Origin of the sequence: Limosilactobacillus fermentum (assembly GCF_013394085.1) — a bacterium.
Classification (GTDB): Bacteria; Bacillota; Bacilli; order Lactobacillales; family Lactobacillaceae; genus Limosilactobacillus; species Limosilactobacillus fermentum.
This window is the reverse complement of record NZ_CP040910.1, coordinates 539,094-564,361: the sequence shown is the minus strand read 5'-3', so window position 1 is coordinate 564,361 and position 25,268 is coordinate 539,094. Positions and strand designations below refer to the sequence as shown.

Sequence of the window (25,268 nt, the reverse complement as noted above, 5' to 3'; positions counted from 1 at the left end):
TTCAGAATCATTCTTGGGCCGTCATCCCACCGGTAATTTCCGTAATTTCGGTGGTAATGGCCGCTTGCCGAGCCCGGTTGTATTGCAACTGCAAGGTCGAAATAATGTCATCGGCGTTGTCAGATGCAGAACGCATGGCGTTGGCACTGGAGGCGTGTTCGGACGTCTTAGCATCCAGAATCGCTCCGTAAATCAAGCTTTCCGCGTACTGCGGGACAAGCATATCGAGCATTCCACCATCGGAAGGCTCAATCTCATACTCACTTGCCGGAAGCGGAACCCCATCGCCGGCCGTCCGGTTACCAATTTCCTGTTCGGTTTGGCGTAAACCATCCGCTGAAATCGGTAGCATTTGTTCGGTCCGGTCCTGCGAGGAGATCCGGTTAACGTAGTGGCTGTAGGAGATGTACAGCCGGTCGTAGACTTGATCCTGGTAAAGTTGGATCGCCTGCTTAACCACGTCATGTACTTCCCGGTAAGTTGGTACGTCACTGACACCCGTAAATTCGTAGGCAACGTTCATCCCGCGCTTCTTGAAAAACTCGGCGCCGGTCCGTCCAACGGTCAAAAAGACCGTGTTGTCTGCGTTAAGGCCGTCTTCTTTCATCTTGTCGAGGGTGGACTTGATAACGTTACTGTTGTAAGAACCCACCAAGCCCCGGTCGGACGTGATGATGAGGATGCCAGTTTTCTTCACTGGACGTTTGGAGAACAAGTCCCCCAAAGAGGAGTCTTGTTCGTACTTCAGTGAATCGGCGCTATGAGATTTAACCAGGCTGACCAAAATGGCTTGCACCTTTTCAGCGTAAACCTGGTATGTCTTCGTGTGGTGCTGAATCTGATTGAGCTTAGCAGTGGAAACCATTTGCATCGCCGAGGTAATCTGGCGCGTACTCTTGGTTGACTGAATCCGCCGTTTAACAGCAGCTAATGAAGCTGGCACTAAATCTCACCGTCCTTTCTACTGGTCACTGTTAGTTTTGGGCCACGGATACATCTTGCTTTTGGTCACTAGTTTGAAAACCAGCCTTGAAGGCGTCGAGGGCCTTGTCGAGCCCGTCGCCATCAGGGAGTTGACCGCTTTGCTTGATTGAATCGTAAAGGTCTTGGTGGTTGGAACGCATGAAGGTCGCAAGTTCGCTTTCAAAGCGTAACACGTCGTCTACCGGAACATCGTCCAAGTAGTTGTGTGCCAATGCGTACAGGGTAACCACCTGTTGTTCAACTGGTTGTGGGGCGTGGAGGCCTTGCTTTAAGACTTCCATCGTCCGTTCACCACGATCTAGGCGGGCCTTGGTGGCGGCGTCTAGGTCACTCCCGAACTGAGCGAAGGCCGCTAATTCGTTATAAGAAGCGATATCAAGACGCAACGTCCCGGAAACCTTCTTCATCGCCTTGATCTGAGCGTCCCCACCAACCCGGGAAACGGAAGTCCCGGCGTCAATGGCTGGCCGTTGACCAGCGTAGAAGGAGTCGGCATCCAAGAAGATCTGCCCGTCGGTAATGGAAATAACGTTAGTTGGAATGTAGGCGGAAACGTCCCCTGCCTGGGTCTGGATAACTGGCAGGGCGGTCATTGAACCCCCACCAAGGTCATCGGAGAGCCGTGCCGCCCGTTCCAGCAGCCGTGAGTGGGTGTAGAAGATGTCACCCGGGTATGCTTCACGACCAGGAGGCCGACGTAAAATCAAGGACAGTTCACGGTAGGCGTCGGCCTGCTTGGACAGGTCATCGTAAATGATTAAGACGTCGCGGCCGCCAAACATAAATTCTTCCCCCATTGCTGCCCCCGCGTACGGAGCGATGTACAGCAATGGTGCTGGGTTAGAAGCGGAAGCGGAAACCACGATCGTGTAATCGAGGGCGCCAAACTTCCGCAGGGTTTCAACTTGGGAACGCACGGTTGATTCCTTTTGCCCAATCGCCACGTAGATACAAATCATGTCTTGGTCCTTTTGGTTAATGATCGTATCGATGGCAATGGAGGTCTTACCGGTCTTCCGGTCCCCAATGATCAGTTCACGCTGCCCCCGACCAATTGGTACTAAGGCGTCAATCACCTTAATCCCGGTCTGCAGTGGTTGGGAAACGGACTTACGTTCCATCACCCCTGGGGCCTTACGTTCGATTGGACGGGTCTTGTCGGTCTTGATGTCCCCCAGACCGTCGATTGGCCGACCCAGTGGGTCAACAACCCGGCCTAACAGGGCATCGCCAACTGGCACTTCCATGATCCGACCAGTCCGCTTAACGGTATCACCTTCACGGATTGCGGTATCATCCCCTAAAATAACGATCCCGACATCGTTACTTTCGAGGTTTTGTGCCATTCCGTAGACACCATTTTCAAATTCGAGCAACTCACCAGCCATGGCGTTTTCCAAGCCATCAGCACGGGCAACCCCGTCACCTACGTAGGTAACCGTCCCGGTTTCTTCAACGGAAATCTGGTCCTGGTAGTTGGCGAGTTGCTTCTTGATGAGTGAACTGATTTCCTCAGTTTTAATGCTCATACAAATCTCACCTCTTCAAGTTCACTGTTACTTAACAATTAAACGCCGTATCTGTTCGATTTTGGTCTTGATGGACCCATCGAGGGTTTGGTTAGCGGTTTTTACCACCACGCCCCCTAAGATCGTTGGATCAACCTTTTCATTTAAGACGATTTCTTGGGCGCCGAGGCGAGCCGCCAAATTGTCCCTCAGTTGATTCCTTCTTGTTTCATCAAGTTGCACCGCGGTCACAACTTCGGCATGAACACGCTTGTGCTTTTCATCATACCGCCGTTCAAACTCATCGACGATTGCAACCATGTCGCTCATGCGGCGGTAGTCAAAGGCCATTTGCAAGAGGTTGGCAACGTACTTGCTTGCCCCTTCTTTAACCTGGTCGACTAGGGCCTGCTTTTCCTTAATGCCAAGGTCCACCCCGGCTAATAGTGGGGCGAGACTTGGGTTGTCTAAGAAAACCTGGCGGACACTGACAAGCTCTTGATAAGTTTGATCGAGTTGACCATCTTCCTGGGCTAACTCAAAGATGGCCCGGGCGTAGCGGTTTGCAACCGTCTTTTGGTCAAGTCTACTCATGCTTTACCAACCCTTCAATGTAAGTGTCAATGAGAGCTTGTTGGTCATCCGCATTCAATTGCTTGTGGATGAGCTTGGAAGCAATCTCAATAGACAGGTTTGCGATATCTTTCTTGGCACCACGAAGGGCGTCTTGCCGGGCTTGTTCAGCGTCCTTTTGGGCCTGATTCTTCAGGTTTTGGGCGTCTTGTTGAGCCGTGGCGATGATTTCCGCACGTTGGCTTTCACCAGCCTGCTTTGCGTTGTCAACAATCGTGGCAGCTTCTTGGCGGGAACCCTTTAATTCTTCTTGACGCTTAGCAGCCAGCTTTTGGGCTTCTTCACGCGACTGTGCGGCACTATCGATATCATTTGCAATCTTGTCAGCCCGCTTTTGCATCATTTGGGTCACTGGCTTCCAAGCGAAGTGCCAAACGAGGGCGGCCATGATCAGAAATGAGACCAGGTAGAAGAGCATGTCACCAAGATACAGTTGGTTTGATTCCGCAATGATAAACATCTATTGACACCTCCCTTGTAATGAATTTTTTGGTTAAACGATTAACTACTTGTTCATTACCAGGAAGGCAATAACGATCGAAAGAATTGGCAGGGCTTCGATCAGACCAACACCGAGGAACATCGTCCCCCGCAGTTGACCGGACATTTCCGGTTGACGAGCCATCCCATCAAGCGTGTGACCGATAACAAGACCGTTACCAACACCCGCACCTACAGCAGCTAAACCAGCAGCGATACCTGCAGCAATTGCACCCATTGTATATATCCTCCTTAAAGATATGTGGTTATTCCCCGGTTACCTTCCGAGAAATATAAACCGTCGTTAATGTTACAAAGACATAAGCCTGAATGGCCCCGATGAAGACTGAGAAGCCTTGCCAAATAATTTCTAGTGGCAGGCTCACGATCATCGTAGGAATCCCGTGAGAGAACGCCATTCCAGCAAGTAATTTCAACAGTAATTCACCGGCATAAATATTACCAAAGATCCGCAGCCCTAAGGTTAGGAAGTTACTAAACTCTTCAACCAACTTAATTGGAAACATAAGTGAGAATGGCTTGAAGTAGTCCGCAAAGTAACCCTTAACGCCTTGTCGAGCGACCCCCGCAAAGTGTGACAGCGTAACGGCACACAAGGCAAGCGTCATGGTAACTACCGGATCTGCGGTTGGACTTTTGACAATTTCATGCCCGTTCCAGCCGAACTGAATGATCAAACCAAGTTGGTTGGAAATGAAAAGGAAGACGAACAAGACAAATACAAAGAAACTGTAAAAACCACTCGTTTCTGAAGGCATTTGTCCACGCACAATCCCGTTCGTAAATTCCACGATCCATTCCAAGACGTTTTGGCCACCGGTTGGCTTCATCTGCAGGTGCCTTGACAACCCAAATAACAGGAAGAAGGTAATGACGAAGACGATCGTACCGGAGATCAAGTTGGTCCAGTTGAAGGTCAGGCCGAATAGTTCAAAAGTGAACGCATCACCGCCCATCTATATTCCACCTCTTTTCTTTATAACATAATCTGGTTTGTATTAATGAGCTGATGGGCGAACAAAATCACCACTAAACCCAATATACAAAGACTAATATAGCATTCTTTAATTTAGAATTCAAAGCAATTTCAAACTTTTGAAACCGGCACCATCTCAATTATTAAGCGGCTTTTGCTTTCCAATTCCCTTTGATTAAATTTTTATTAGTTTGACATGTTGAAAGACCCTAAATCCGTATCATAACGGCTTTAATTGTCGTTAACGAAAAAAAGATTGGCCCCGCTTGTGCAGCTCCAATCTTTTTTGTGAATTGTTACTCAGTTTAGCGTTCGCTAGCCGCTTTTTGTGGGAGAACTAGGTTCAAAACGATCCCCAAGACGGCGGCCACCGCCAAACCAGAGAATTCGTATTGGCCCAGTTGCAGGTACGCGTTCCCGATCCCAATCACCAAAATCACCGAAGAGATCATCAGGTTACGCTTTTCGTTAAAGTCGGTTTGGTCTTCAATCATCACCCGGAGCCCAGAGGAGGCGATCACCCCAAACAAGAGGAAGGAGATCCCCCCGATCACCGGGGAAGGGATTGATTCAATCAGGGCCGATAGCTTCCCCACAAAGGAGAAGAGGATGGCAAAGGACGCCGCCCCGGCTAAGACGTATACCGAGTGAACCCGGGTAATTGCCAAGACCCCAATGTTTTCACCGTAAGAGGTTACCGGAGGCCCCCCGACAAACCCGGCGATGATCGAAGCCGTCCCGTCCCCTGCCAGGGTGTGGTTTAACCCCGGATCCTTAAAGTAGTTCCGGTCGGTCAGTTCATTTAAGACCATAATGTGGCCCATGTGCTCAGTCATCGTCACAAAGGCAATCGGGGCCATTGATAAAATGGCGCCCCAATAAAACTGCGGGTGATAGTTAAAAAACGGAATTTGAAAGGCAGGCAGACTAAACCAGTGGGCGGACATTACGCCACTGAACTTCACGATTCCAAACAGGCAGGCAATGATGTAACCACCAACAATCCCCAAGAGGATCGGGATTAAGCCTAAGAAGCCCTTGAAAAACATGTTAAAAATGATCGTGATCAACAGGGTTAACATCGCCACGATAAAGTACTTAATGTCGTAAGTGCTCCCGTTCATGGTGGCGTCCTTGGCGGCGGTGGCGGCTAAGGACAACCCAATTACCATTACAATTGGTCCCACCACAATTGGAGGCAAGATACGATCAATCCACGCCGAACCGAAGCGGGAAACGATCAACGACACGATCAGGTAGACGCACCCAACGGCGATCGTCCCCTGAGCAATCCCTGGGTAGCCCGTCGACTTCATCAGCGCCATCATCGGCACGATAAAGGAAAAACTCGATCCCATGTACGCCGGGATCTTGTGGCGAGTAATTAACAGGTACATCAGGGTACCGACCCCGGAACTAAACAGGGCAATTCCCGGGTTTAACCCCACCAGAATGGGGACCAACACGGTTGACCCAAACATGGAAAACATGTGTTGTAAGGACAGTCCAATCCACTGCCCAGTGCCAGGGCGTTCATCAACGTCTAAGACGACGTCCCGTCTTTTCTCTTCCATTTTCTTCCTCCATACAAAAACGCCTTTGGACATCCACTGTTCCAAAGGCGCACGGCACGAATTATTCGCGATTTGACCGACCCTTTAGAACCTCACGGGATTCCATTAAAGGACTCACTAAATTATTCCTATTCTACTTGACGACCTCGTCCTTGTCAATCCCCCGGTGCTTTTGCCAAATCATGATCATCGTCGAGGCCGGGACGGTCACGATCACGGCGATAAAGGAAATCAAAACGGCGATGATCTCGCTGACAAAGATCTTATCGTTAACGATCGTCCCAAAGGAGTAGTTAAGCCCGGCAAACCAGATGAAGAGGGCCAACAAACCACCAAAGAAACCGAAGAACAGCGTGTTCAAGGTTGTCCCGATAATCTGCTTACCAATCTCCATCCCGCTTTGCATGAGGCGGTTATCAGACAGGTCGGGGTGCTCCCCTAAGATCTCGGTTAGCCCGGCGGCAATCGCCATCGCCGCTTCGGCAATCGCCCCTAGCGTTGACAGGGTCGCCGTGGTGATGATCACCTTTAAATAGGAGATTCCAATTGCCGTTGACATCCCCTCCAAGTCGTCGCTGTCTTCCAGGCCGAACCCTTGGGCCATCGCCCAGTGCTCAACCAAGTAGATTAAGACCACCAAAACCAAGAGGACCACCAATGAGGCCCAAAAGGCGGTCACGGTGGTGCGTAAATCGTCTTCGCTCATAAAGATCGTGATTGCTAAGATGATCACCCCGGTCATTAGGGTTACCATCATTGGCGGGACGTGAAAGGCGATCAGGATGATGGCAAAGAAGAGGAAACCAAAGTTTAAGAGCAACGATAAAAAGGCGGACCAGCCTTGCCGGCCCCCCACGGCAATCATCAATAGCATCAAAACCAGCCCCAGAGCGGTAATTGAACTCATGCTGCTTCCCCCTTTCTCCCGTACAAGAGCGCGGCAAAGGCCGATACTAACGGAATTGCTAGGACGATTCCGATCCCGGATACCAAACTTTGAACGGTCCCCAAGCTCATGTTCATTGAAAAGGTGTAGCCCCAATTATTCCCGTTTTTAATGTAGAGAAGGGCCGAAGTAAAGGTATCGGCCATAAAAATCATGAACAAGACGTTCACGAGGGGACCCATGATTGACTTGCCGATGTTGCGCCCAGACAAGAAGAGTTGCCGGCGACTGATCGTCGGGTCAATCTCGTGTAACTCGTGTAGGGTCGCTACGATGTCACTCGCCTCATCCATTACCGCCCCTAAAGACCCCAGTAAGGTCTCAGCCAAAAAGAGGGGCCGCGGGACCTGGGTAACGTATTGCATCGATTCGTAATAGATTCCCTGGTGGTGAGTTAAATTCATCACCAGCACCGACACCAACATTGCCACCGAAGTCCCCAAAACGGTCGCTAAAAAGGTCGCCACCATTTTTTTAGTCGGTCCAAGCACCAACAAGAGCGAGAGGACCGCAAAGAGCAGGGCTAAAATGGAAAAGGTCAAAAAGGCGTGATTCGCCTGCATCTTCAGGTCAATTTGAATGACGAAGTAGAACAAGACGGCGTTGAGGCAAACACTTAACATCGCCAGACTGCCGGCCCACCCCATCATTAAGACCAGCAAGAAGATCACTAGCCAGCCCAAAAATACTAAGACCACGTCACGCTTGTAACCGGCCACGTTAGCCGTCAGGTGGCCATTTCGCTTTGTCAACTGGCTCAAAAAGATTTGATTTCTCGGGTAATAACGTTGGTCCAGGGCCCCCGACTTGGTGTAGGTATTGTTCACCTTAAACTCCTTACCGGTGTATTTCCCGTTCAACATTTTGACGGTCAACGTTTGGTTAACCTGGTAGTCGACATTTTGGAACTCGTCAGTTTCCTTTTGCGCCTTCCCGTTTTCAACGGCCACCACCTGGGCCAACGGGGCCTTATACAAGCGCTGGTTATGGGTTGTGAAGATCATCGCTCCCACCCCGAGTACAATTAGGGCGATGACGAGTTTATACTTCGCCTTCCACCACCCAGTTTTCCACATAATCTCAGATCCTTTGCTTAAAATCACGTCCCCTATTGTAGCGCGGGCCCCGGCAATAATGACTGAATTATGAAAAGCTTTAGCTTATTTTGAACTTTAGACAAACTAAAGAGGCGAGGAGAAAACATGGTTCCCCCCTCGCCTCTTGCTGTATTCACGAATATTAGACACAAATTACGGAAACAGTCGCAAACCTACTTGGTCCCGAAGAGGCGGTCCCCCGCGTCCCCGAGGCCAGGCACAATGTAACCATCTTCGTTTAAGCGTTCGTCCAGCCCAGCCGTGTAGATATCAACATCCGGGAAGGCCTCTTGAACCGCCTTAACCCCTTCTGGCGCCGCTACTAAGCAGGCAAACTTCATGTTCTTTTCTTGGCAGCCCCGCTTCTTTAGGGCTTCGATGGCCATTACGGCTGACCCACCGGTCGCAAGCATCGGGTCAACGATGAAGAGTTGCCGTTCCGTAATGTCGTTTGGCAACTTCACGAAGTATTCGTGCGGCTTCAAGGTTTCTTCATCCCGGTACATCCCAATAAAGCCAATTTTGGCTGCTGGGATCAATTCGGTCATCCCATCGACCATCCCCAGGCCGGCCCGTAAGATCGGAATGATGGCTACCTTTTTCCCAGCCAATTCCTTTTGAGTGGTTTTGGCAATTGGCGTTTCCACTTCAACGTCCTTTAGGGGCATGTTACGGGAAACTTCGTAGGCCATCAAGGTTGAAATTTCCTTGACCGTTTCCCGGAAGACCTTCGTTCCGACCCGCTTGTCGCGAATCATCGTTAACTTATGTTGAATTAGCGGGTGATCCAGCACCTCAAATTTACCCATGACAAAACACTCCTTTTAGTTTCTTTGCTATTGTACCAGTCGGGGCGCCGTCCATCAATGGTCCGGCCCGCAAAAAGTCCCCTAATTCAATGCCAACTGATTGATTAGGGGACTGGTTTTACTAATTGGTTTTCTTCAGTTAGTCAACCGGGTGCGCCTGGGTGAGGGCGTGAACGGCTTCTTTCACTTCAGCCAAAATGGTTTGGTCGTCAGCGTTGTCTAACGCCTTGATAATCAGGCTGGCCACCTGCTTGGCGTCGTCTTCTTTAAAGCCACGCGAGGTGATAGCTGGCGTCCCGACCCGCAGACCGGAAGTAACAAACGGGCTGCGTTGGTCGTTTGGAATTGCTTCCTTGTTAGTGGTGATCATCACGGAATCGAGCAGGGCCTGGGCGTCCTTACCGGTTAAGCCGGTCTTCGTTAGGTCAAGGACCAACAAGTGGTTGGCCGTCCCACCAGTGACCACCCGGATCGTTTCGGATTCGTTGAACACTTCCGCCATAGCCGCGGCGTTTTTCACCACTTGGCCAATGTAATCCTTAAAGGCTGGTTGTAAGTCCTCGTAAAAGGCCTGGGCCTTCCCGGCAATCACGTGTTCCAGCGGTCCCCCTTGCGTACCCGGGAAGACGGCCGAGTTAAACTTCTTACCTAGTTCTTCAGACTTGGATAGGATCATCCCGCCCCGTGGTCCACGCAAAGTCTTGTGGGTGGTCGTCGTCACAACGTCGGCAACCGGAACCGGGTTCGGGTGGTAACCCGTAGCCACCAGGCCGGCAATGTGGGCCATGTCGACCATCAAGTAAGCACCCACTTCATCGGCGATTTGGCGGAACTTGTCCCAGTCGATGATTTGGCTGTAAGCAGACGCCCCCGCCACGATCAACTGGGGTTGGATTTCCTTAGCCTGAGCTAGGATGGCGTCGTAATCCAGTTCCTCGGTTTCGGGACTGAGTTCGTAACCGTAGGTGTGGTAAAGCTTCCCGGAGAAATTAACCTTGGAACCGTGGGTTAAGTGGCCCCCGGCGTCCATCCCCATCCCCAAGATGGTGTCGCCAGGCTTTAATAATGCTTGGTAGACCGCCATGTTAGCTTGGGAACCGGAGTGGGGTTGAACGTTAGCGTAGGCAGCGCCAAAGAGTTCCTTAGCGTGATCAATGGCGAGTTGCTCCACCTGGTCAATAAATTGGCAACCGCCGTAGTAGCGCTTGCCAGGGTACCCCTCAGCGTACTTGTTGGTTAAGACAGACCCCTGTGCGGCGGCAACTTCTTTTGAAACAATGTTTTCTGAGGCGATCAGTTCAATCGTGCCCTCTTGGCGTTGTTCTTCGCGTCCGATTGCGGCCCAAAGTTGGGCGTCCTTACCTGCATATTCCATTAGCTTAATTGCTCCTTTCACTTGCGTACCCATATTGTACGGTAATTACGTTTAAATTGAAAGGTTAATTTTATAAACGTACGTAAAAGCCGAACCATTTTGGGATGGTCCGGCTTACATGCGTTATTTATTGAGCAAATCCCGGAAGTGGGCCCCACCCGCCGACTTATTCAAACGGTTCATGTAAGCCGCTCCCAGTCCGGTCGGTTCAAACCCTTGGCAAAAGATTTGGTGGATCTCTTCTTGATTATCAAAGTCCCGGAGCCCCTCAAACAAATGGGCGCTGGCCTCTTGCACTCCCGTCCCCAGGGAGAATTGATCGGCCTGAACCGACCAAACGTGGGCGTGAAGCACTTGGTCGGTAGCCATTAAGCCCACCTGCTCCTTCGACTGGGCGATCACCGCCGCTACTTCTCCCCAATCATCAGCGGGATCGACGATGTAGACCTGGGCGTTGGGAGCGTAATGCTTGTACTTCATTCCCGGCGCCTTGGGAACCTCATCTTGTTTGACTTGGTGATGGTTGATGTCAATTGAGCCGATCACCCCTTCAATGTCTTGCTTGGTGACGGCTCCAGGCCGTAAGATCACCGGTTGGCTCGTTGACATATCCAAAACGGTCGATTCAACCCCCACCCGGGTCGGACCGTTATCGATAATCCCGGCGATCTTGTTGTTTAGATCGTGGTAGACGTGGTTAGCCGTGGTGGGACTCGGTTTCCCCGAGGTGTTAGCGGACGGGCCCACGATCGGTACCCCCACCTGGCTAATCAAATCGAGGGTGGGCTGGCAATCGGGGAAGCGAAAGGCAACCGTATCCAAACCACCAGTGACCGTTTTAGAAAGGGTGCCGGGTTTGACCCGTAAAATAATCGTTAAGGAACCGGGCCAAAAGCGGTCCATTAATTGCTTAGCCTTTGCCGGAATTTCTGCGGCAAAGTGCTCAACCATCGCTAACGAGGAAACGTGAACAATCAACGGGTTATCACTCGGTCGTCCCTTGGCTAGGTAGACTTGCTTGACGGCTTCCTCGTTAGTAGCATCGGCCCCCAAGCCGTACACCGTCTCGGTTGGAAAGGCCACCAGTTGACCTGCTTGGATCAACTTGGCCGCTTGCTTTACTTCCGCTGGTTGAAAAATGACTGTTTTCACCATTATCTTTCCCCTTCTTATCTAATCAAAGTCTGTCACCTTAATCATCCGCATTCGCCCCGCAATGTCGTGACGGGTCTCAATTTTAGCGCTCGGTGCCAGTTCCTTTAATAGCTGCTGAATTCGTTCTTCTTGTCGGTGACCAGTTTCACCAAACAGGACCCCCCGGGGCGTTAAGTGCTCACCGGCGGCCGCAAACAAACGGCGGTAAAAGGCTAAGCCGTTCTCACTAGCAAACAGGGCCAGCGGCGGTTCGTACTCCAAAACCTCCGGATCCATCTCGTCAATTTCACTTAGCGCGACGTACGGGGGGTTGGTAACGATCAGGTCGAAACGCTGGTCCCCTAGCCGCGCGAAGAGGTCGCTTTCGACTTGGTTTAAGTTGGTCCCGTGCAAGCGTTGGTTAGTCAGGGCGATCTTCAAGGCGGCCGCCGAAATGTCACTCAGGGTAACTTGCCACTTAGGGCGCTCCAAGGCCAGGGTAATACCAATTACCCCGCTCCCGGTTCCGAGGTCCAACACCTTGAGTTCCTTATCCGCCGGCATCGAATCCAGGACCCATTCAACCAACTCCTCGGTTTCGGTTTCCGGAATCAAGACGTCCCGGTTAACCACAAACTTCCGCCCAAAAAAGGGCGCCTTGCCTACCACGTACTGGGCCGGTTCGCTACTGGCAACCCGGGTGATCGCCCGTTGGTAGCGGGTGGCTTCTTCTACGGGCATCGGTTGACGATTATTGGCCAACAGGTCGGTCATCGACCAGTCGTGGAGCATTTCCAAAATAAACTGCGCCGCTGATGGATCCTTACCATGGTCCCCTAAAAAAGAAGAAGCCCATCGCTGGGCTTGAAAGTAGGTCCAATTATTACTCATTGCGTAATTGCTCCAGCTTTTGGGCCTGATCGGCAATGATTAGCGATTCGATGATTTCTTCTAGGTCACCAGCCATGATCTTATCGAGCTTGTTTAGGGTCAGGCCAATCCGGTGGTCGGTAACCCGGTTTTGCGGGTAGTTGTACGTCCGGATTCGTTCCGAACGGTCCCCGGTCCCAATCGCGTTTTTACGTTGGGCATCGTATTCAGACTGTTCTTGTTGTTGGTAGTAATCGTAAACCCGGGCCTTTAAAATCTGCATTGCCTTGGCCCGGTTTTGCTGTTGGGAACGCTCGTCTTGCATTGCCACCACGATCCCCGTTGGCAAGTGGGTCATCCGTACGGCCGAGGAGGTCTTGTTAATGTGCTGACCACCAGCCCCAGAAGAGCGGTAAACGTCGACCCGGATGTCCTTTGGATCCAGGTCCACGTCAACGTCTTCGGCTTCCGGCATTACCCCCACGGTCGCCGTCGACGTGTGCACCCGGCCCGCCGATTCGGTCGCCGGAATCCGTTGTACCCGATGCGCCCCGTTTTCAAACTTCAGCTTGGAGTAAACCTGGTCACCGGTAATTATCAGGGCGATTTCCTTGAACCCGCCGACTTCGGTTTCGTTGCGGTCAACCACTTCAACGTTCCACCCCTGCTTTTCGGCGTAGCGAACGTACATGTTATACAGATCGGCGGCAAACAGGGAGGCTTCGTCCCCACCAGCGGCCCCCCGAATTTCCATAATGATGTTTTTATCATCATTCGGGTCCTTTGGAATTAACAAGACTTCCAGTTCATCTTGGAGCTGGGCTTGGCGTTCCTTGGCTTCGTTAAGCTCCTCTTTGGTCATTTCCACCAGGTCGGGGTCGCTTTCTTCGCGCAACATCTCGGTGTCATCCTTAATCGTTTGGGTGACTTCCTTGTACTCGTTGTATTTTTCAACGGTTTCGCGTAGGCTCCCTTCTTCCTTTGAGAGCTTCATGAACCGTTGGGAGTCGGCGATTACTTCGGGATCCGAGATCAACTCGTTAAGTTCATCGTAGCGGTCGGCCACGGCTTGTAACTTATCGAAAATTTCTTCCATTTCCATTACTCATTCTCCTGTTCACTTGGCAAATCTGGGTGAAAATAGTGTTCCCGGCAAACCGGGTAGTAGGACTCGTTGCCGCCGATTTGAACCTGGGCGCCTTGGTAAACCGGGTGCCCATCGCTAATCCGCAGGTTCATGGTTGCCTTGCGGGGGCAAAACCAGCAGATCGTCTTCATCTCTTCAATCTTATCGGCGTAGATCAACAGGGCCTCGGATCCCTCAAACAACTCGTTTTTAAAGTCGTTTTTGAGCCCAAAGGCCATCACCGGGATCTTGAGGTCGTCAACCACGTGGCATAGTTGCAGTACGTGGGCCTTACTCAAGAACTGGGCCTCGTCAATCAAAACACAGTAAATCCGGTGATCGATTTGTTTGATCAGTTCAAAAACGTCGGTGTCCTCCATGATCGGCGTGACCCGCCGTTTCAAACCAATCCGGCTGGCGATCACCCCGGTGCCGGCCCGGTCATCAATTCCGCTCGTCAACAATTCAACCGGCTTGCCCTGCTCCTCATAATTGTGGGCCACCTTTAGAATGTCAATTGACTTACCAGAATTCATTGCGCCGTACTTAAAGAACAACTGCGCCACCTGTCTCACCCATTTCTTCGCATAGTGCCTTAATTATAGCGGATCTTGGGCCCGTTTTAAACTCTTCTCCCCCCAGTTAGCCAATGTTTTCTTGAGTTAACCATGCTTATTGCCGGTCTAATCGTGATGAAAGCGGCTTGCTTAGCTCTTTCCTCATTGAAAAATAATTTTCGCCCGCGCCGCTAGCATGACTTGGTGAGGGAGGTTACTTTCCTTTTGGGCCCGGAACGATTAAAATTAATCGGTAATCAATACACGCAAGCGGAAGGATATGAATTATGTCTTTAAGAAGTTCGCTGGCCGAATTTGCCGGTCGGTCTAGTTACTGGTTCCTCCACACCTTTACCCACGGGGGCTCCTCATTACCAGGCAAGATTGTCACCAAGCTCGATCCCAACATCTTACAAGCCTTCAGTAAGAAATACGACCTGGTGATCCTCACCGGGACCAACGGGAAAACCTTGACCACCGCCCTCTCCGTCCGGGTGCTACGGGAAAAGTACGATTCCGTTTTAACCAACCCCACCGGTTCAAACATGGAACAAGGAATCGTCACCACCTTCATCACGGCGCCCCGGCCCAAGCAAAAGGGCTTGGCGGTCTTAGAAGTTGATGAAGCAAACGTCGTCAAGGTCACTAAGTTCATTACCCCGATCGCCTTTGTCTTTACCAACTTGTTCCGGGACCAAATGGACCGCTACGGCGAAATCTACACGACCTACGATAAGATCTTAGCCGGGGTTAAGTTAGCCCCTAAGGCCACCATCATCGCTAACGGTGACGAGCAGATCTTCAACACTAAGGAGCTGCCAAACCCCGTGATCTATTACGGTTTCAACCACGAATCCCACGCGGATTTCAAGGCGCCGGCTAATACCGATGGACTCTTGTGCCCTAAGTGCCACCACATCTTGCACTACCACTTACGGACCTACGCCAACCTAGGCGACTACTTCTGCCCCCACTGTGGCTTTAAACGTCCGGAACTGACTTACCAGGTCACTAAACTTGGTGAATTAACCCCGACCTCCTCTTCTTTTGAAATCGATGGGATCCCCTATCAGATTGAAATCGGCGGGCTGTACAACATTTATAACGCCTTAGCGGCCTATTCCTTAGGTCGTTTCCTAGGGGTTAGCCCGGCCCAAATCCAACACGCCTTCAGCGCCGACGAACGGGTTTTTGGCCGTCAAGAAGTAATCAACGTCGACGGCAAGGAAGTTACCTTAATTTTGGTCAAGAATCCGGTGGGCTTAAACCAGGTCCTGGACATGATTTTGACCGATCCGGAGCCCTTCTCGTTTGGCTTCTTGTTAAACGCCAACTACGCCGACGGGATCGACACCTCCTGGATCTGGGACGGCGACTTTGAACGCCTCCACGACCACGATATCCCCTACTTCATGACCGGTGGGGAGCGCTACAAAGACATTACCACCCGGATGGAAATGGCTGGAATTGACAAGATCGATCACTTACCGGACCTCAACCAAGTAATTGAAAAGATCCCGCAAATGCCTACTAAGCACGTATACCTCTTAGCTACCTACACGGCGGTCTTGCAACTACGCAAACTACTAGCCGACAAGAAATACATTCAAGGAGGGATGGATTAATGGCTAAGTACCACTTACACCTCGCCCACTTGTACGGCGACCTATTAAACACCTATGGCGACATTGGTAACATCATCGCCCTTAAGTACTACGCTAAGCAAATGGATACCGATATCCAAGTCGACGTGGTCTCAATTGAAGACGACTTTGATCCAGATCAGTTTGATATTGCTTTTTTCGGTGGGGGTCAGGACTACGAACAAATGGTGGTCTCAAAAGACATCCAAACCAAAAAGGACGGGATCAAAAAGTTTATTGAGGACGGCAAACCAATGCTCGCCATCTGCGGGGGCTACCAATTACTGGGTAAGTACTACGTGGGGGCCGACGGGGAAAAGATCCCCGGCATCGGGGTTTTGGACCACTACACCTTAACCCAAAGTGAGCACCGGTCCGCCCAGCAAAACCAGTCCCGCTTCATTGGCGACGTCGAGATTCAAAATGAAGACACCGGTGCTAAGTTCCACGGCTTTGAAAACCACAACGGCCGGACCTTCCTGGGTGAAAATGAGCGCCCCTTGGGGCACGTCTTAGCGGGCCACGGGAATAACGGCGAGGACGGCACGGAAGGGGCCATTTACTTACACACCTACTGCTCCTATTTCCACGGGCCAATCCTCACCCGCAACGGTGAGCTAGCTAAGCAAATGTTACTTGAAGCCCTTTCGATTAAGTATCCCGACGCCGATCTGACACCCCAAGAGGGGCTAATCGTCCAACCAACCTTTTAGGGGGTGGCGCAATGTTAAATTCACTCTCCACCCTCATGGTGATCGCCTTTATCGTCGAGTCATTCTTTGAAGTCCGCCTCCAACTGTACTTACGTGGACTACTGGCCAACGATGAGGCCCCCGCCGAATTAGAGGGCCGAATTCGCCGGATTGTCCGGATCGACAACCGCTGGAGTTGGGGATCGTGGTTGTTAATCATCTTCATGTTCGTTGCCCCAGGTAACTGGTCCTTTCTGGCAGTTTGCATCATCACCCTGTTAGAAACGATCGTGGTGATGGAAATGGACCACCTCAAAACCAAAATCAAAAATAGTTAAAAGTGAGTGCGATCCAACCTATCAAGCAGGCCGTGGGCTAAGGATAGAACGGGGGTTGATGCGGTACGCATCGTTCTCCGGTCAGACTTAGCCACTAGGCCTGCGGTTGGGGAGCACGTTATTGGAAGTGCGACCAACCTCTGATTCGGGTCGTATAGCTAAGCTAGGGGGAAGGTTGGTGCGGCACGCACCGTTCTTCACCCGTACTTAGCTACTAGGCCCGTGGTTGGGAGCACGTTATCTGTCTAACATTTGCGAATACAACAAAAGGCCAGGAGAAACATGATGTTCTCCTGGCCTTTATTATTACAAAATTGGGGCGAGCAAGCGGCAGAAGTCCTGTTTGAACTTCCGCCAAGCTGATTGCTGGTCGAAGTACTCCTCGTTCAGTTGGGTGCAGTCTTTTAGATCGTTTTCAAAGGCCGCTTTCAATTCACCAGCCAACTGCTCGTTGTAAGTAAAGGCGTTAACCTCAAAGTTAAGCCGGAAGGAACGGTAATCCAGGTTAGCCGACCCGACCGACGCCAGGTGACCACCGGAAACCATGGTCTTGGCGTGCAAAAAGCCCTTATCGTACTTGTAAACCTTCACCCCGTTGGAAACCAGGTAGTGGGCAAAGTACTCCGTCGCCCGGTAGACAAAGGGGTGATCCGGCATCGGCGGGATCATGATCCGAACGTCGATCCCGGATTTAGCCGCCACCACTAATGACTCTAAAATTGCGTCATCGGGAATTAGGTACGGGGTTTGAATGTAGACGTAGTGACGGGCCGAGGAAATGATCCCTTGGTAACCGCGACGAATCGCCCGGTTATCGTTATCGGGGCCGGACGAAACAATCTGCATCGGAACCATTGACCGATCCGGATTCTTTAGCCGGGTGGTTCGAACGTTAACGTAATCACCCGCCAGGTCCATCCGCTCCTTTTTGGTCCGCCGGCAAGTCGTGTTCCAATCCATGATGAAGCGGGCTTGCATCATCAATACGGCCGTCCCCTCGACCCGGAGGTGGCTATCCCGCCAGTAACCAAACTTTGGCGACTCGCCCAGGTACTGATCACCAATGTTAAAGCCCCCAATGTAGCCCAGGTCACCGTCAATGATGACCAACTTACGGTGCAAGTGGTAATTCAAGCGGGGGGTGTTGAAACGAGCCTTAGCGCTAGAAATGAAGGCCTGAGCTTGGCCACCAAGTTCTTCAAGGTGACTAAAGAAGCGGTAAGTGGTCCCGCGCGACCCCGACAAGTCATAAAGAACCCGGACTTCCACCCCACGCTCGGCTGCCCGTTCAAGGGCCGCCAAGACCCGATGACCTAATTGATCGGCCGCAAAGGTGTAGTATTCAACGTGGATGTGCCGCTTGGCCTGATCAATGTCTTTGATGAGCTGATCGAACTTAGCGTGCCCGTCCGTAAATAAATGTACCTGGTTGCCAAAGGTTAGCAGGGCGTTGTCGGTGTTTAACAAGAGGTTGGCCATCATCTGATCCCTACGCGATTGCTCTTCTTTAGGCAGGAGCTTTTGGGCCTCCAGTAGGCGCTGTTGTTGTTGCTTGTACTGTTCTAGAATGCGCCGTTGTTCGTCTTGGATGGTGAAGATCTGGTCGTGCGACAGTTTGCGGCCCACGAAGAGGTAGGCGACAAAGCCCACCACCGGTAAAAAGGATAAGACCAACAGCCAGGCCCAGGTTGAAGCGATGTCCCGGCGCTCCCGAAAGACCGTCCAAAAGGCCAGGGCTAGGTTAATTAACCAGATAGTTTCAATTACATAGCGAATGGTATCCCAAGTTATCATTAATTTTCTCCCATTTCACGAAGGTATGTAGCAATGATTTGATCGCGGCGGTCTAAGTAGCGGTTGTTTTGCCCCCGCGGGTGCACCCGGTTAGTCAGCATAATTAGCCCCCGGTCGTGATCACGGTCTAAGACTAAGAGGGTTCCGGTGTAGCCAGTGTGGCTAATCAAAAAACGGTGGGTGGCTGGGTTTGGGACCAGCTTCCAGCCCAAGCCACGGAGGTGGGGGCTGACCATTCTGGTTTGATCGCTAAAGAGCTGCGCCATGGTTTGTTCGGTCAACAGGCCGGCCAGGTTAGTCCCCACCAGGGCCCGGCTAAAGGTAATCAAGTCAGTGAGGGGGGCAAAAAAGCCGGCCGACCCGCAGTGGCTCCCTAACACCGCTCCCTTGGGGTCGTGCACTTGACCGCGCAAGAGCCCCCGCCGCTGGTCAATGCTCGTCGGCACCGTTTGGGTGGCTACCGGCTGGTCGGTGATTTGCGTCATCTGTAAGGGGGCAAAGACCAACTCCCTCGCCAACACGTGGATTGGTTGCCCCAAGATGCGCTCGGCAATCCAGCCTAAGTAGATGAAGTTAACGTCGGCGTAGCGAATCAAGCGGTCCCGGTTAACCCCACTAGTCTGGTTCGTTAACAGGGCGGTTGTTAACTGCTTAGCATCAAGGTCATCACGATTTTTAATGTAGCCACCAATTGCCGACGAATGGGTCAGCAAATGGTAGATTTTAACCTGGTCGTTTGAAAACTCCGGTAAGTACCTACTAACCGGGTCATCCAGAGACAGGCGCCCGCTTTGTAAGAGGATGGCGATCACCGGTACCGTTGCCACCACCTTGGTTAGGGAAGCCAAGTCATAAAGCATCCCAGGGCGTAACCGTTCCGGAGTCGGTTCAATTTGCGCTAGCCCCCGAACGGCTTCGACCTGCCAGTCGCGTTCAAAGAGGCAATAAGACATGCCGGGGACCACCCCGTCGTCGACCATTGCCCGTAACTGCGCTTGCGTTGTTTGATAGGTTTGCAATCAACTTCCCCCTTACTTTTCACCCATTATACCAAAGACACCCCCGTACAAAAGCCCATTTTGGCTTCCAAACGGGGGTGTTTTAAATCGAACCTTAAATCTGATTGCCGGCAAACTGACTGTTGTACAGGTCGGCGTAAAAACCGCCCTTTGCCATTAAGCTATCGTGGTCCCCGGTTTCAATAATTTGACCGTGGTTCATCACGATGATTTGCTCGGCGCTGCGGATCGTTGACAAGCGGTGGGCCACCACAAAGCTGGTCCGCCCCTTTTGGATGTCATTCATGGCGTCTTGAATCGCCTCTTCGGTCCGGGTGTCGACTGACGAGGTCGCCTCATCCAAGATTAAGACCTCCGGGTCGGCCAAGAAGGCCCGGGCAATCGTCAGCAGTTGGCGTTGCCCTTGAGAAATATTGGAGGCCGATTCGTCCAATACGGTTTGGTAACCATTGGGTAATTGACGGATGAAGGTATCGGCGTGGGCCTGTTTGGCAACCGCGTAGACCTCTTCTTCAGTGGCATCTTCACGACCGTACTTGATGTTGTCGTAAATCGTCCCCGTAAACAGCCAGGTATCTTGTAGCACTATGGCAATCTTCTTGCGCAATTCCGGCCGCGTAAAGGAACGGGTATCGCGCCCATCCAAATAGATGTGGCCTCCCTTGACGTCGTAAAAGCGCTCCAAGAGGTTAATAATCGTCGTCTTTCCGGCCCCGGTTGGCCCCACAATCGCCACCATGTGATTCTGCTCGGCCTTGAGATTGAAGTCTTGAATTAACGGCTGGTCATCGTAGCTAAAGTTAACGTCTTTAAACTCAACTTTGGGCTGTGGCCCCGGCAAGACGGTTTGATCAGCCAAGTCAGTGTCCATTTCGTCTTGGTCTAGCACCTCAAAAATCCGTTCCGCTGAGGCGATCGTCTGCTGAATGGTCGAGGCCAGGCTAGCAATCTGGGTGATTGGCTGCGAGAACTGATTGGTGTATTGCAAGAAGGCCTGGACGTTCCCCAGGGTAATCTGGCCGTTCACCACTTGCAACGCCCCGACCACCGCAACCATCAAGTAACCCAGGTTCCGGACAAAGGCCATCGCTGGGTACATCAAAATGGAGAAGAACTGGGCCTTCCAAGCGGCTTGGTAGTAGGCGGTGTTTTTTTCTTCAAACTGCGCTTCTTGGTCCGCTTCCCGGTTAAAGGTCCGGACGATTGTGTGGCCAGCGTAAGTTTCTTCCACCTGCGCGTTAATCTTACCTAATACCGCCTGCTGCCGGACAAAGAGGCGCTGAGCCGTTGGTGCCACAAAGCCAATAATCACTAATGATAATGGAACGGTAATTAGGGCGACTAAGGTTAACTTCCACGAGATCGAAATCATGAGGGCCAATACCCCCACGAAGGTCAGGGCGGAAGTAATGATTTGAATCATCCCGTTTTGGAGGGTACCGGAGATGTTATCCATATCGTTAACCATCCGGCTCATGATGTCCCCGTTGGGATGGGTGTCGTAAAAAGAGACTGGTAACCGGGACATCTTAGACTTAAAATCCTGCCGTAGTTGGTAAACCACCCGTTGCGAAATCCGGGTCATCATCACTTGTTGGACGAAGGAAAATAAGCCCGACAATGCGTACATCACTAAAACAGCGATCACAATTTGGCCAATCTTAGTGAAGTCAATCGGGTACTTGCTTAGGTGCATCCCCAGCTTCATTTCAGACGCCCCCTTCAAGACGCCATTATAGATAACCGTTGTGGCCTCCCCTAACACCTTGGGGGCCATCACTTGAAAGACCACCGACGCAATCGCAACCAGGATCGAAATAATCACGCCCCACTTCCAAGGCTTCAAATAAGTGAGCAAACGGCCCGTCGTCTTCCAAAAGTGTTGTACCTTGGCGCCGTCTTTTTGGTGTCTATTTCCGTTGTGCACGTTCTTCATCCCCCTCTTGAATCTGCGAGTGCAGAATTTCTTGGTAGGTCTTATTAGTGGCCTTGAGTTCTTCGTGACTCCCTTGGCCGACCACCTTACCGTCATCAACCACTAAAATAAGGTCGGCGTCGGCCACCGTTGAAATTCGTTGGGCCACAATTACTGATACGGCGCGCTGAATTTGCGGGTCTCTGCGCAAGGCTTGGCGTAACTTGGCGTCGGTCTTGAAGTCTAGTGCGGAAAAGGAGTCGTCAAAGATGTATACGGAAGCCGTTTTAATAATTGTCCGGGCAATTGCCAGCCGTTGGCGTTGTCCCCCGGAGAAGTTACTCCCGTCCTGTTCGACGATGGTATCTAAGCCCCCCTCTTCTCTAACGAAGTCGGCAGCTTGGGCAATCTCTAGTGCCCGCCACATATCGTCTTCGGTCGCTGTTTCATAACCAAACTGCAGGTTGGAACGAACGGTCCCGGTAAAGAGGACCGCCTTTTGCTGGGTGATCGAGATTTCTTGGTGTAAATCATGTTGACTCAAGCGGTCGATCGGTTGACCGTTGACCTCAATCTGTCCGCTTTCAACGTTGAAAAGGTGAGGAATTAAGTTAACCAACGAGGACTTACCCGAACCGGTCCCCCCGATAATGGCTAGGGTTTGTCCGGCTTGAACCTTAAAGTTCAGGTCGGTCAAGGCCAGTTCCTCGGCTCCTTCATAACGGAAGTTAACGTGATCAAAAGTTAGGCTGGCTGGTGCGTCCTTAACCACACTCAGTTGTTCATCCGGTGTGGGGTCACTAACGCTAGGGCGCCGATCTAAAACTTCATTTAAACGGGCAGCTGAAGCTGAGGCCCGTGGAATAAAGACAAACAGCATGGACAGCATCATAAAGGACATCAGGATCTGGGTCGAGTAGGTCATAAAGGCGATCAGGTTCCCTACTTGCATGCTCATGTTAGCAATCAACTTGGCTCCCACCCAGATAATCCCAATGTTAGTTAGGGAAAGGATTAGAGTCATGATTGGGAAGAGTAACGAAACCAGGGTGAAGGCCTTAATCCCGGTGTTGGTGTAATCGGCGTTGGCCCCTTCGAAACGGTCTTGTTCCCGCTGGTCCTGGTTAAAGGCCCGAATTACTCGCACCCCGGTCAAGCCTTCCCGAAAGACCAGGTTAATCCGGTCGGTCTTCTTTTGAATACTCTTAAAGAGCGGAACGGCAAAGTACATCACCCCAATTACCACGATGGCAAGGACCGGCAAGGAGATGGCAAAAACTCCCGTTAAGCGCGGCTCGCGGTGGTAAGCCAGGATGATGGCTGCCACCAACATGATCGGTGATTGAAGCATCATCCGTAAAAACTGAACCATCACGTTTTGAACCTGGACGATGTCGTTAGTCGACCTAGTGATTAAAGACGAATCACCAAAGTCAGACATCTCCTTGCTCGAAAAGGTTAACACCTTGTGATAAATTTGCCGGCGTAACTTTTGCCCCACCTTCATTCCCTGGGTGGAGGCGAAGTAAACGTTACAAGCCGAGGCTAGCAACCCGAGGGCGGCCACCAAGAGCATTATGCCACCTTGTTGCCAAATGTAGGCCATATCATGGTTAATCACCCCCTTATCAATTAAGTCCGAGGTGATGGTCGGCAGGTACAGATCGGCCGCCACCTGAACCAATAAGAAGATGACCGCCAAGAGGGCCGGCAATTTCTCTAGGTTGCGCCGTGCGATTCTAATCATCGAAAAACTCCTTTCGTGCGTTGGTCTCACCATAGTGGTCAATTAATGCTTGGCGAAGCTTGATTGCAATTTGATAAGTTTGTTCACGTTCCGATGGCGTAAGCGGACTTAGTAACTGTTGACCAAACCGCTCCCGGTCCGCCTGAACCTTAGCCCATTGCTCTCGCCCCGCTTGCGTAATCGCCACCCGGATAATCCGCTTGTCGTGGGGATCACGCTTTCTGGTGACCAAACCCTGGCGCTCCAATTTTTCAATTGCTACCGTTAACGAACCGGGTTTGATGCTTGCTTCATCCGCTAATTGGCGTTGTGACAAGTCCGCTTGTTTATTAAGCGACTCAAGGATCCGTGCCGACCCATGAAAGCCCGCCGCCTTCTTATGTTTAATCACCACGTCACGAATTTGCATAAATAAGTCGTGATAGCTTTGAAAGATCTCCTCATCACTTACCACTAGTCCCCCTCCTCAAAATCGTTAGACTTATAATCATTAGACTTCTAATGATTGTTAGTTTTACTCAGATTCTCCCTTGCGTCAACTAATTTAACCCAAAAAAAGACCTGGAGAACACCAACGTTCTCCAAGTCTCTTGCGTTACTAAACTAACTTAATTACTCATATTGCCCCGTTACGATATTCATCTTTTGTACTTGGTTAGTGGTTGGGTTGTATTGGTACATCCCTACCAAGCTGGCAACTTGCGGGTCACCACCGTTGTTACGGATCTCAACTTGATAGCTACCGTCCGCCTTGGGGGTTACTAAGTAAATATCACCATTCGCTTGGCTAACCCCGCTAGCGGCGAAGAACTTTTGTAAAACTGACGTGTCCGTTGCCGGGCTAGTTACCACGCTACTAGAACTAGCTTGGCTACTAGAAGCGGACGCAACGCTTGCAGCTGCCGGTGTCGTTGGCGTTGCCTGTTTAGTGGCTGTCGCACTAGCTACCTGACGACTAGTTGAAGAAGCCGGTGTGCTTGAGGTGCTAGCCGCTTGGCTAACGTTAGTGGTGCTACTTGCGGTACTCGATACCTTGGAACTAGTTGCTTGGCTAACCGCTGAACTATTTTGACTACTCGACATACTTGCCTTTTCACCAGTGGCCTTCTTGCTTCCACTATCCTTAACCACCTTGGCACTCGATGCCTTGGAACTTGATGATGAGGGCGCACTCGTGTTGGCGTTGGCGCACCCCGCTAATCCTAAAACAGCCATCAACATCACTGTGCTAGTAAGAACCTTGCTCTTAATCATCATAGTCATTACCCCCCATCACGGTTTATTAAATTTCCTATTTGTTTACAAATTCATTGTAACACTTTTGCAATAAATTTGTAACTGAATCGCAAGAAATGTTACTTATTTGTCGAAAGTGATGGTGGGCGCCCGTTTTCAGGGCATAAAAAAACACGTCCCGCAGGACGTGTAAAGATTGGGCATGCTGGGTTCGAACCAGCGCATTGTGGATTCAGAGTCCAGTGCCTTACCAGCTTGGCGAATGCCCAATAAAAGTTTTGCTTGGTTAAGCAACGGTATTAAGTATATCAAATTTTGTTGTCTCGTCAAGGTTTTTCGTCAAAATGATTGTTTTCCACCCCTAAAAATGGGTTACAATAAGCTGCAGAGAAAGAGAGGATTATTGATGGCTAGTAATTCGGATTCACTTTACAACGTTTTAACCAAGCTCCAGCACCACCCGGAGCTGGTCATGACTTCTACTGCTCAGTACCAAAATACGGTCTCCTTGTTGTTTAAGGACTCCGTTTCCGTTGCCGACGCCGCTTACTACTTTCCGGAAGGCCACCTAATGGTCAACCGGCTTTCCCCTGACTTTGTCGCTAAAAACGGCGCCCTACTTGATGACTACTACCAACTGACCGCTCAGGGTAAACCTGGTTACCACGACGTCTGGGTAACCACCAGTCACCTCCCCAAAAGAGGGGCCTACCTACTGGAACTATCTTATGAGTAACGGGGGAAAGATGCCCCTTTACAAACGACCATAAATCTTGTAAACTAATGCTTGGGTC

General features: G+C 51.1%; 25 protein-coding genes and 1 tRNA gene. 4 read left to right on the top strand and 22 right to left on the bottom strand.

Going from position 1 to position 25,268, the window contains the following annotated elements; all coding sequences use genetic code 11:
* Positions 1 to 7: 7 nt before the first annotated feature.
* The 15 genes from FG166_RS02715 to FG166_RS02645 form a co-directional block, all read right to left on the bottom strand.
* Entirely contained in the window at positions 8 to 943 is a 936-nt protein-coding gene (locus FG166_RS02715) for a F0F1 ATP synthase subunit gamma (protein WP_003685874.1), read from the bottom strand.
* Between the two features lie 31 nt (positions 944 to 974).
* Positions 975 to 2,513 (bottom strand): F0F1 ATP synthase subunit alpha, encoded by a 1,539-nt coding sequence (gene atpA / locus FG166_RS02710; RefSeq protein WP_003682744.1) that lies wholly within the window; start codon positions 2,511 to 2,513, stop codon positions 975 to 977.
* 27 nt (positions 2,514 to 2,540) lie between these two features.
* On the bottom strand, positions 2,541 to 3,086 hold the full coding sequence (gene atpH / locus FG166_RS02705; protein ID WP_003682743.1) for an ATP synthase F1 subunit delta: 546 nt from the start codon (positions 3,084 to 3,086) through the stop codon (positions 2,541 to 2,543).
* Positions 3,079 to 3,585: a F0F1 ATP synthase subunit B gene (atpF, locus tag FG166_RS02700; RefSeq protein ID WP_003682742.1), complete on the bottom strand. Its 507-nt coding sequence runs from the start codon at positions 3,583 to 3,585 to the stop codon at positions 3,079 to 3,081. The genes atpH and atpF overlap by 8 nt, the downstream gene beginning before the upstream one ends.
* Positions 3,586 to 3,630: 45 nt before the next feature.
* Positions 3,631 to 3,843, bottom strand: a complete 213-nt coding sequence (atpE, locus tag FG166_RS02695; RefSeq protein WP_003682741.1) for a F0F1 ATP synthase subunit C — start codon at positions 3,841 to 3,843, stop codon at positions 3,631 to 3,633.
* 28 nt (positions 3,844 to 3,871) lie between these two features.
* Entirely contained in the window at positions 3,872 to 4,582 is a 711-nt protein-coding gene (gene atpB / locus FG166_RS02690; protein WP_003682740.1) for a F0F1 ATP synthase subunit A, read from the bottom strand.
* Positions 4,583 to 4,907: 325 nt separating this feature from the next.
* On the bottom strand, positions 4,908 to 6,176 hold the full coding sequence (locus tag FG166_RS02685) for a uracil-xanthine permease family protein (RefSeq protein WP_035430947.1): 1,269 nt from the start codon (positions 6,174 to 6,176) through the stop codon (positions 4,908 to 4,910).
* A 133-nt stretch (positions 6,177 to 6,309) separates the two neighbouring features.
* The gene (locus FG166_RS02680; protein WP_003682738.1) at positions 6,310 to 7,083 is read right to left on the bottom strand and encodes a YibE/F family protein; all 774 of its coding nucleotides are present in this window, start codon (positions 7,081 to 7,083) and stop codon (positions 6,310 to 6,312) included.
* Positions 7,080 to 8,198, bottom strand: a complete 1,119-nt coding sequence (locus FG166_RS02675; protein WP_003682737.1) for a YibE/F family protein — start codon at positions 8,196 to 8,198, stop codon at positions 7,080 to 7,082. Before FG166_RS02675 ends, FG166_RS02680 begins: the two co-directional genes overlap by 4 nt.
* A 194-nt stretch (positions 8,199 to 8,392) precedes the next feature.
* Positions 8,393 to 9,028, bottom strand: coding sequence for a uracil phosphoribosyltransferase (upp, locus tag FG166_RS02670; protein ID WP_003682736.1), 636 nt, complete (start codon positions 9,026 to 9,028; stop codon positions 8,393 to 8,395).
* A 139-nt stretch (positions 9,029 to 9,167) separates the two neighbouring features.
* Positions 9,168 to 10,403 carry a serine hydroxymethyltransferase gene (gene glyA / locus FG166_RS02665; protein ID WP_035430945.1) on the bottom strand — a complete coding sequence of 412 codons (1,236 nt, stop codon included), beginning with the start codon at positions 10,401 to 10,403 and terminating at the stop codon, positions 9,168 to 9,170.
* Between the two features lie 123 nt (positions 10,404 to 10,526).
* Positions 10,527 to 11,558: an L-threonylcarbamoyladenylate synthase gene (locus FG166_RS02660; protein ID WP_003682734.1), complete on the bottom strand. Its 1,032-nt coding sequence runs from the start codon at positions 11,556 to 11,558 to the stop codon at positions 10,527 to 10,529.
* Positions 11,559 to 11,576: 18 nt separating this feature from the next.
* Positions 11,577 to 12,428 (bottom strand): peptide chain release factor N(5)-glutamine methyltransferase, encoded by an 852-nt coding sequence (gene prmC / locus FG166_RS02655; RefSeq protein ID WP_003682732.1) that lies wholly within the window; start codon positions 12,426 to 12,428, stop codon positions 11,577 to 11,579.
* Positions 12,421 to 13,503 (bottom strand): peptide chain release factor 1, encoded by a 1,083-nt coding sequence (gene prfA, locus FG166_RS02650; protein WP_012390913.1) that lies wholly within the window; start codon positions 13,501 to 13,503, stop codon positions 12,421 to 12,423. Before prfA ends, prmC begins: the two co-directional genes overlap by 8 nt.
* A 5-nt stretch (positions 13,504 to 13,508) precedes the next feature.
* The gene (locus FG166_RS02645) at positions 13,509 to 14,099 is read right to left on the bottom strand and encodes a thymidine kinase (RefSeq protein ID WP_012390912.1); all 591 of its coding nucleotides are present in this window, start codon (positions 14,097 to 14,099) and stop codon (positions 13,509 to 13,511) included.
* A gap of 278 nt (positions 14,100 to 14,377) precedes the next feature.
* Between FG166_RS02645 and FG166_RS02640 the strand changes: the two genes are divergently transcribed.
* Genes FG166_RS02640 through FG166_RS02630 form a run of 3 tightly spaced genes read left to right on the top strand, consistent with a single transcriptional unit; the run spans position 14,378 to position 16,763 of the window.
* A complete protein-coding gene (locus FG166_RS02640; protein WP_003682727.1) occupies positions 14,378 to 15,715 on the top strand; it encodes a Mur ligase family protein in 1,338 nt (445 codons plus the stop codon).
* Positions 15,715 to 16,446 carry a type 1 glutamine amidotransferase gene (locus FG166_RS02635; RefSeq protein WP_003682725.1) on the top strand — a complete coding sequence of 244 codons (732 nt, stop codon included), beginning with the start codon at positions 15,715 to 15,717 and terminating at the stop codon, positions 16,444 to 16,446. The genes FG166_RS02640 and FG166_RS02635 overlap by 1 nt, the downstream gene beginning before the upstream one ends.
* 11 nt (positions 16,447 to 16,457) lie before the next feature.
* Positions 16,458 to 16,763, top strand: coding sequence for a hypothetical protein (locus FG166_RS02630; RefSeq protein ID WP_003682722.1), 306 nt, complete (start codon positions 16,458 to 16,460; stop codon positions 16,761 to 16,763).
* Positions 16,764 to 17,069: 306 nt separating this feature from the next.
* Here FG166_RS02630 and cls read toward each other — a convergent pair whose 3' ends face one another.
* The 7 genes from cls to FG166_RS02595 all read right to left on the bottom strand — a co-directional run bounded on the left by cls (position 17,070) and on the right by FG166_RS02595 (position 24,743).
* The gene (gene cls, locus FG166_RS02625) at positions 17,070 to 18,557 is read right to left on the bottom strand and encodes a cardiolipin synthase (RefSeq protein ID WP_003682721.1); all 1,488 of its coding nucleotides are present in this window, start codon (positions 18,555 to 18,557) and stop codon (positions 17,070 to 17,072) included.
* Positions 18,557 to 19,576 (bottom strand): serine hydrolase domain-containing protein, encoded by a 1,020-nt coding sequence (locus FG166_RS02620; RefSeq protein ID WP_012390909.1) that lies wholly within the window; start codon positions 19,574 to 19,576, stop codon positions 18,557 to 18,559. Before FG166_RS02620 ends, cls begins: the two co-directional genes overlap by 1 nt.
* Before the next feature lie 94 nt (positions 19,577 to 19,670).
* On the bottom strand, positions 19,671 to 21,512 hold the full coding sequence (locus tag FG166_RS02615; RefSeq protein WP_003682717.1) for an ABC transporter ATP-binding protein: 1,842 nt from the start codon (positions 21,510 to 21,512) through the stop codon (positions 19,671 to 19,673).
* Entirely contained in the window at positions 21,487 to 23,238 is a 1,752-nt protein-coding gene (locus FG166_RS02610; RefSeq protein ID WP_003682715.1) for an ABC transporter ATP-binding protein, read from the bottom strand. The genes FG166_RS02615 and FG166_RS02610 overlap by 26 nt, the downstream gene beginning before the upstream one ends.
* The gene (locus FG166_RS02605) at positions 23,231 to 23,692 is read right to left on the bottom strand and encodes a MarR family winged helix-turn-helix transcriptional regulator (protein WP_003682713.1); all 462 of its coding nucleotides are present in this window, start codon (positions 23,690 to 23,692) and stop codon (positions 23,231 to 23,233) included. Before FG166_RS02605 ends, FG166_RS02610 begins: the two co-directional genes overlap by 8 nt.
* A 158-nt stretch (positions 23,693 to 23,850) precedes the next feature.
* Positions 23,851 to 24,501 (bottom strand): hypothetical protein, encoded by a 651-nt coding sequence (locus FG166_RS02600; protein WP_080543049.1) that lies wholly within the window; start codon positions 24,499 to 24,501, stop codon positions 23,851 to 23,853.
* Between the two features lie 169 nt (positions 24,502 to 24,670).
* Positions 24,671 to 24,743 (bottom strand) — tRNA-Gln (locus tag FG166_RS02595).
* A 137-nt stretch (positions 24,744 to 24,880) separates the two neighbouring features.
* On the opposite strand from FG166_RS02595, the gene FG166_RS02590 reads away from it, so the two are divergent.
* Entirely contained in the window at positions 24,881 to 25,210 is a 330-nt protein-coding gene (locus FG166_RS02590; protein ID WP_003682708.1) for a hypothetical protein, read from the top strand.
* Positions 25,211 to 25,268: the final 58 nt, after the last annotated feature.